This window comes from Sulfuricaulis sp., assembly GCF_049587675.1.
GTDB lineage: Bacteria > Pseudomonadota > Gammaproteobacteria > Acidiferrobacterales > Sulfurifustaceae > Sulfuricaulis.
Window position 1 is genome coordinate 1 of the sequence record NZ_JBAVEJ010000176.1, and the last position, 7878, is coordinate 7878.

At 60.8% G+C, this 7878-nt stretch carries 6 protein-coding genes; 5 read left to right on the forward strand and 1 reads right to left on the reverse strand.

Annotated features, from left to right (window positions below):
• Positions 1-261 (reverse strand): hypothetical protein (locus WB402_RS09040; protein ID WP_424207068.1); only part of this gene is annotated, 261 nt, incomplete at its 3' end.
• A 55-nt stretch (positions 262-316) separates the two neighbouring features.
• On the opposite strand from WB402_RS09040, the gene WB402_RS09045 reads away from it, so the two are divergent.
• The 5 genes from WB402_RS09045 to WB402_RS09065 form a co-directional block, all read left to right on the forward strand.
• Positions 317-460 carry a hypothetical protein gene (locus WB402_RS09045; protein WP_424207070.1) on the forward strand — a complete coding sequence of 48 codons (144 nt, stop codon included), beginning with the start codon at positions 317-319 and terminating at the stop codon, positions 458-460.
• A gap of 47 nt (positions 461-507) precedes the next feature.
• The gene (locus WB402_RS09050; protein ID WP_424207072.1) at positions 508-3288 is read left to right on the forward strand and encodes a decarboxylase; all 2781 of its coding nucleotides are present in this window, start codon (positions 508-510) and stop codon (positions 3286-3288) included.
• A gap of 24 nt (positions 3289-3312) precedes the next feature.
• Positions 3313-5010, forward strand: a complete 1698-nt coding sequence (gene aspT / locus WB402_RS09055; RefSeq protein ID WP_424207074.1) for an aspartate-alanine antiporter — start codon at positions 3313-3315, stop codon at positions 5008-5010.
• A 55-nt stretch (positions 5011-5065) separates the two neighbouring features.
• Positions 5066-6736 carry a bifunctional aspartate transaminase/aspartate 4-decarboxylase gene (locus WB402_RS09060; RefSeq protein WP_424207075.1) on the forward strand — a complete coding sequence of 557 codons (1671 nt, stop codon included), beginning with the start codon at positions 5066-5068 and terminating at the stop codon, positions 6734-6736.
• Positions 6737-6857: 121 nt separating this feature from the next.
• The coding region (locus tag WB402_RS09065; RefSeq protein WP_424207077.1) for a type II asparaginase at positions 6858-7878 on the forward strand (1021 nt) is incomplete at its 3' end.

Here is a 7878-nt window from a genome sequence, read left to right on the forward strand (position 1 = left end):
CGGCAAAAGCTCGACGGAATCACAGGTGACCGTACCGTAAGCAATCCCCGCTTCGGCAACATCAAGCAATCCCCACTCTAGACGCCCGTCGGCAAAGACGGGCTGAATTACCTGTGCGCCGGCTCCAAGGCGTTCTTCACTCCTGTCGACAATCCAATTACGACCATGGCAAACCGACGCCGGCTGCCGCGGATAGGTTGGATATTGGACCAAGGTCCAATGGCTGGCCATGGAGCAGGTCGTTAAAATTTGTGTCGGCACAAGCGGTTTCTTGCATGTTCTTTTCAACGGCCGTTAGCGGATAGGGAGAAAAGCAATGGGTAAGAATAAAAAAGTGAAGCACGATCGCTCGCCCGATGTCGTGCCGAACATTCTCATCGCGCTGGTCCACGACGCCGGTCCCAGCTTGCCGAACACGTTCAGCGGCGCGGTTCTGGCCCGGACGGTTGTAGCAAGCTGAAATGGCGCAGTCGTTAATCGACCAGTAACCGACAAGGAGCAAGCATCATGGCAATTGCGACCACCGGCGTTCCGCATCTGGATCACTTCTTTTCAACTTCCTCCGCACGACTGGATCGCTGGCGCGAACTGAACGCCAAGGCACAAGCCTGGGCGGCCGGCGCACGCAGCGATCGCGCCGCGGTCGACGCGGCGCTGACGCAAGTGCGTGCGCTGGAAGACTTCTTCGCCTACCCCGGGCCGCGGCTGATGAAAATACTGGCCGAACGCATTACTGCGGACGACGCGACTGGTGTCGCGCGACTGGTGCGGCGCATGAGCGGTTCACTGCTGTCGGGCAGCTATCGCTACGACACGGGTGAATGGGAGACGTCGGATGATGCCGGCGACACCGTGGCAGACCGTGCTCCGCTCGCGCCCGGTGGCATTGAGGCGCGGCGGCCGTATTTCGAGACTCTGTTCGTAAGCCCGGCGCCGGCGGCTAACCGGATAAAGATTGCCCAGGAGATCCGCCGCCTGCGGCGTGCCGAAGATACGATGATTTACGAGCCGGTGCTGGTCGGCAGCTTCGAGGACGCCATCCTCGGCACGGTGCTGAACGGCAAGATCGAGGCCGTGGTGATCTATGACGGGATACCGGTGCCGTCGCAGCACGACGTGCCGCTGTTGCGCGAATTCCTTGCCACCTACCACCAACTGGATACGTCTAATCTTGCGCCGCGCGAAATCGGCGTGACCCTGGCGCGGCTCATCAAGCGCATCCGCCCCGAGCTCGACATCTACCTGCTGACGGACCGGCAGGTGGAGAAGCTGGCGGGCGATCCGGCGGCCTCGATGATCCGGCGCGTGTTCTACGAAGTCGAGGAGCTGATGGAGGTGCACCTCAATATCATCGAAGGCGTTGGTGACCGCTTTTCCACGCCGCATTTTGACAACCTCAAGCGTTACGCCGCGCGCCCGATCAGCACCTTTCACGCGTTGCCGATCGCGCGCGGCAAGTCGATCATCAAGTCCAACTGGATTCACGACATGGGCGAGTTCTACGGCCAGAATCTGTTCCTGGCCGAGTCCTCCGCCACCACCGGCGGGCTGGACAGCATGCTCGAGCCGACCGGCAACATCAAAGTCGCGCAGGAGAAATTCGCCCGCGCCGTCGGCGCCGATCACGTGTTCTTTGTCACCAATGGCACTTCCACGTCCAACAAGATGGTCTATCAGGCTGTCACCAAGCCGGGCGACATCGTGATTGCCGACCGCAACTGCCACAAGTCGCACCACTACGGCATGGTGCTGTCGGGCGCCCAGCCGCTGTACGTCGAAGCCTACCCGATGACCGAATACTCGATGTACGGTGCCGTGCCGCTGCGCACCATCAAGCAGGCCATGCTCAATCTCAAGGCCGAGGGACGGCTCGATCGCCTGAAGATGTTGACGCTCACCAACTGCACCTTCGACGGGCACGTGTACAACACGCTCCGGGTGATGCAAGAGTGTCTGGCGATCAAGCCGGATCTGCTCTTCCTGTGGGACGAGGCGTGGTTCGGATTCGCACGCTTCTCGCCGTTCTTGCGCCCGCGCACCGGTCTGGGTGCGGCCGCCGCGCTCGAAGAATGGCGTGCCAGCCCCGAGGCGCTTAAAGCCTATCAAGATCAGGCGAAGGAACTCGGTGAGAATCTCGATCCAAAAGACCCGCGTCTGCTGGAGCGGCGTTTGGTCCCCGATCCGCGCAAGATCCGCATTCGCGTGTACGAGACCGACTCAGTGCACAAGTCGATGTCGTGTCTGCGTCAGGGTTCGATCGTGGCGGTGCGCGATGAAGACTACAGCAAGCATGTCTCGGCCTTCCGCGAGGCGGTGTTCATCCATGCCTCGACCTCGCCGAACGCGCAGATCATCGCCTCGCTGGACGTCGCCCGCCGCCAGATGGAGCTCGAGGGTTACGAGCTGGTCATGCGCGCGATCGAAATCGCGCTGACCATCCGCAAGGAAGTATCTGCACACCCGATCATCTCGAAGTACTTCAAGGTGCTGGGGGCCGATGCCATGATACCGGCTGAGTTCCGCGCCTCGGGCTTCCAGGACTTCCTCACGCCGGGCACCACCTGGTTGACGGCCGGGAAGGCGATGCTCGAGGACGAATTCTTCCTCGACCCGACGCGCATGACGCTGGTGTGCGGCACTGCCGGCTACGACGGTACCGCATTCAAGAATCTGCTGGCCGATAAGTACAACATCCAGCTCAACAAGACCTCGCGCAACAGCGTGCTGCTGCAGAGCAACATTAACAACACCCGCAGCGATGTGGCATTGCTGATCAAGGTGCTGCTCGAAATCGCGATGGAGATCGAGGCGCGCCTGTCTGAGGGCGGCGAGTCCGAGCGCGCCGCGTTCGCGGCACGGGTGAAGAGTTTGATGACAGACGTGCCCGACCTGCCGAACTTCAGCCGCTTCCACGACGGCTATCGGGAGGACCCGAACAGCGTGACCCTCGAAGGTGACATGCGCAGTGCCTTCTTCGCTGCCTATGAAGAGGACGACTGCGAGTATCTGCCGCTCTTGAGCCCGAAAGTTGACGAACGGCTGGCCAACGGCCCGGAGATGGTGTCGGCCAATTTCGTGATCCCGTACCCGCCCGGCTTTCCGATCATGGTGCCGGGGCAGGTGATCGACGCGAGTTCCATCGGCTTCATGCGCAAGCTCGATGTCAAGGAGATCCACGGCTACAACGCGACGCGCGGACTCAAACTGATCAAGCTGTCGGCCTTGGGCAAGGTCGGACAAGCCGCACCGGCTGCACCGGCCAAAGGTAAAGCCGCCGGAAAAAAATGAATTCTTCCTGAAAGGAGCTACCAAATGGAGTTCATCGTTACTACATTGCAGCACCACGCGGAACTCGCGATCTTCCTGTCGCTGGCAATCGGTTATTGGGTCGGGGTCATCAAGCTCGGCGGCTTCAGTCTGGGCACGGTCACCGGCACACTGCTCGCCGCGATCCTGATCGGTCAGTTGGGTATCGAGGTGTCGCCCCAAGTCAAGTCGATCTTTTTCATCATGTTCCTGTTCGCTGTCGGTTACGGCGTGGGACCCCAGTTCGTTCGCGGTATCGCCTCGGACGGTCTGCCGCAAGCGCTCTTCGCCGTGGTCATATCGGCTCTCTGTCTGGTCTCGGTGTATGTGGCCGCCAGGATCGCGGGCTATGATGTCGGGTACGCCGCCGGACTGCTCGCGGGTGCACAAACCATATCTGCGTCGATCGGTGTCGCCTCCGACGCGATCAACAGGCTGGGCATACCGCCCGACCAGGCCAAGGAAATAGCCAATCATATCCCGGTCGCTTACGCAGTGACTTACATCTGGGGCACGATCGGGACCGGCGTAATCCTCTCCATGCTGGGCCCCAAGCTTCTTGGCGTCGATCTCGAAGCCGAATGCAAGAGATATGAAAAGGAAATGTCGGCGGGCGGGCCCGCGGGTGGCATGCAGTCGGCGTATCGCCGCCTGGACTTTCGCGCCTATAAAATCCGTGACCAGATCCCGCCCGGCACGACCATTGCCGACGCCGAGGCGCTCCACGAATCCATCGAAGAAGGCGTCCGCATCTTCGTCGAACGGCTGCGCCGTGATGGCAAGATCATCGAGTTCAAACTGACAACTGTTTTGCAGCCGGGGGATGTGGTCGGGGTCTCCGGCAAGACGGAAGTGCTGATCGAGAAGCTCGGGAAATACGGCAACGAGGTTTCCGATCCCGAGTTGCTCGATGTGCCCGTAGAAGCTGTCGATGTCGTCCTGACCAACAAGGCCTATAACGGGAAGACGCTGATCGAGCTGGCCAAGACGGATTTCGCGCGCGGCGTGTACCTGACGAAAATCACTCGCGGCGCCACTTCCACGAACATTCCCGTACTGGCCCAGACCAAGGTGAATCGGGGCGATATCCTGAGAATCGGAGGCACGCGTGCGAACACGGAGGCAGCTGCCAGGAATCTGGGATACGCAGACCGTCCGACGAACGCGGCAGACATGGTCTTTGTCGGTCTCGGCATCGTCCTCGGCGGCCTGTTTGGCGCTATCGTCGTGCCGGTCAGCGGTATCCCGGTCACGCTGTCGACATCCGGCGGGGCGTTGATCGCCGGGATCATCATCGGTTGGTTGCGCGGAGTTTATCCCACCTTCGGCCGCGTTCCGGCGCCCGTGCTCTGGTTCATGAACAATGTCGGCCTGAACGTATTCATCGCCGTCGTGGGGATCACCGCGGGCCCGACCTTTGTCGCAGGTATCAAGGAGGCCGGGATTGGTCTTTTTCTGTGGGGATTTTTCGCGACCTCCGTCCCCATGCTGCTGGCGCCATGGATCGGAAAGTACATCTTCAAGCTGGATCCTGCCATCAATCTGGGCTGTTGTGGTGGTGCCCGCACCAGCACGGCCGCCGCTGCAATGATCTCAGAAGTGGCCAAGAGCGACATTCCGTTGCTCGGCTATACGGTGCCGTATGCGGTCAGCAACACACTGTTGACGATGTGGGGCTTGGTCATCGTCATGATGGTTTCGTGAGTCGAGCAATTCCGGTATCTGACTTAAATGAGAATTGAATAAATGGAGAAATCACATGGACAACTTAAGGTTTAAACAGTACGAGAAGCTGGGTCCGTTCGAGATCAAGAACTTCCTCGCCGAGGTGGCATCGAAGTCCGCGCAGGAATTGTCCAGCTCGTACCTGAACGCCGGTCGCGGCAACCCGAACTGGGTCGCCACAGAGCCGCGCGAGGCGTTCTTCCTGCTCGGACAGTTCGCGGTCATTGAGTGCAAGCGCGTGCTCGACCTGCCGCCGGGCGTGGGCGGCATGCCCAGGGCATCCGGTATCGCCGGGCGGCTTGAGGCCTGGCTGAAGAAGCACGACGACATGCCGGGCGCGCCCTTCCTGCAGGCGATGGTGCCGTGGGCAGTGGCGAAGTTCGGCTTCGAGCCCGACAAGTTCGTGCATGAACTGGTGGATTCCATCATAGGCGACCACTACCCGGTGCCGGACCGCATGCTGGTGCACAACGAACAGGTCGTCCACGAGTACCTGCAGTGGGCGATGTGCGGAACCCCGCGGCCTAAAGGTAAATTCAATATCTACGCGGTGGAGGGCGGCACCGCCGCGATGTGCTATATCTTCAAGTCGCTTAAGAGCAACCGCATCATCAATCCCGGCGACACGATCGCGCTCGGCGTGCCGATCTTCACGCCGTACCTCGAGATGGCGCATCTGGAAGACTACGACCTCAAATACATCGAGGTGCACGCGAAGCAGGAGAACAAGTTCCAGTACACGGATGAGGAGCTCAAGAAGCTTCTCGATCCGAAGGTCAAGGCGTTCTTCATCGTCAACCCGGGCAACCCTTCGGCGGTTGCGCTTTCACCCGACTCGATCAAGAAGATCGGCACCGTGCTAAAGAAGCGCCCGGATCTGATCCTGCTGACGGACGACGTCTACGGCACCTTCGTGCCGGGCTTCCGTTCGCTGATGGGTGAATACCCGAAGAACACCATAGGCGTCTACTCGTACAGCAAATACTTCGGCTGCACCGGCTGGCGCCTCGGCACGATCGCGATCCACGAGGACAATATCTTCGACCAGATGATCGCCGCGCATCCCGAGCCGATAAAGAAGCTGCTGGACAAGCGCTACGGCGGACTCACGCTGGAACCGCGCAAGCTGGCATTCATCGACCGCATCGTGGCGGACAGCCGCGACGTCGCGCTGAACCACACGGCGGGCCTGTCGCTGCCGCAGCAGGTCATGATGACGCTGTTCTCGCTGGCCGAGCTGATGGACAAGAAGAAGGACTATCAGAAAGCCTGCATCGGCATCGTCAAGAAGCGTGTCGCGGCGACGATCGAGGGGCTGGGCATAGACGTCGGCGAGAACAAGTACTTCGACTACTACTACGGCCTGATCGACTTCGAGTTCTGGGCCCGCAAGTACGTGGGCGAGGACGTGGTCAAGTGGATGAAGGCGAACGTGCATCCGCTCGACATCGTGTTCCGGCTGGCCGAGGACCACGGCATCGTGCTGCTCAACGGCAGCGGCTTTGCCGCTCCGGACTGGTCGGTGCGCATATCGTTCGCGAACCTGGACGATCATGTCTACGACGACATCGGCCGGGCGGTGCGCGCGATTGCGCGCGGCTACCGGCAGGCCTATGAGGCAGCCACGGGCAAGACTGTCGAGCCGCCCAAGGCACTATCCAAGGCCCCGGCCAAGACCGGGAAGGCACCCAATGCAAAACGTTAGCTTGAGTAGTTTCACTTGCGGGCGCGGGCTGCGTCGAGGAGTGGAAAGCGGCGGCTGCGCCGAAGCCGAAACGGAAGTAAACAGGACAATTTAACCAAACAGTATTAAAGGAGAGGTAACCATGAACAGAGTCACGTCACATCTATTCGCGCGAGTGATCTTCGCATTCGTCGCATTGCTGTTTGTCGCATCGGCGGCCAACGCGAAACCCAAAATCATGATCCTCGCCACCGGCGGCACCATCGCCGGCGCGCAGGCCAGCACCACCGAGGCCGGCTACAAGTCCGGCACGTTCTCGGTGGATGATCTCATCAAGGCCGTGCCGCAGCTCAAGGATGTTGCGGACATCTCTGGCGAGCAGGTGGCCAACATCGGCAGCCAGACCATGAACCACGAGGTGTGGCTGAAGCTGGCCAAGCGGGTCAATGAGGTGCTCAAAGGAAATACCGACGGCGTGGTCATCACCCACGGTACCGACACCATGGAGGAGACCGCCTACTTTCTCAGCCTGGTAGTGAAGAGCGACAAGCCGGTGGTGCTGGTCGGATCGATGCGGCCGGCGACCGCCATCGGCGCCGATGGGCCTGCCAATCTCTATAACGCGGTGGCGCTGGCCGCCAATCCCGAGGCGAAGGGCCGTGGTCCGCTGGTGGTTCTGAATGATGAGATTCACTACGCGCGCGAGGCGCAGAAGACCAACACCACATCGCTCGACACTTTCAAGTCGCCGAACCGCGGCCGCGCCGGCGTGATGAACACCGGCAAGGCCTACTTCTTCTCGCCGAACATCATCCCGCACGGCGCGAGGAGCGAGTTCTCGGTGGATGGCAAAGGCGTTAATGACCTGCCGCGTGTCGACATCGTGTATTCCTATGCCAATTTCGGCCGTGACATGATCGATTCCCTGGTCGTGAAAGGCGTGAAAGGCATCGTGCTCGCCGGGGTCGGTGATGGCAACAGCACCGACACTGCCATCGAGGCATTGGCGGAAGCCGCCAGGAAGGGTGTCGCCGTGGTGCGCTCCGCGCGCGTTGGCAGCGGCCTCGTTGTGCGCAACGTGGAAGTGAACGACGACAAGCTGGGATTCATCGCCGGCATGGAGCTGAGCCCGCAGAAGGCGCGCATTCTCCTCATGCTCGGCC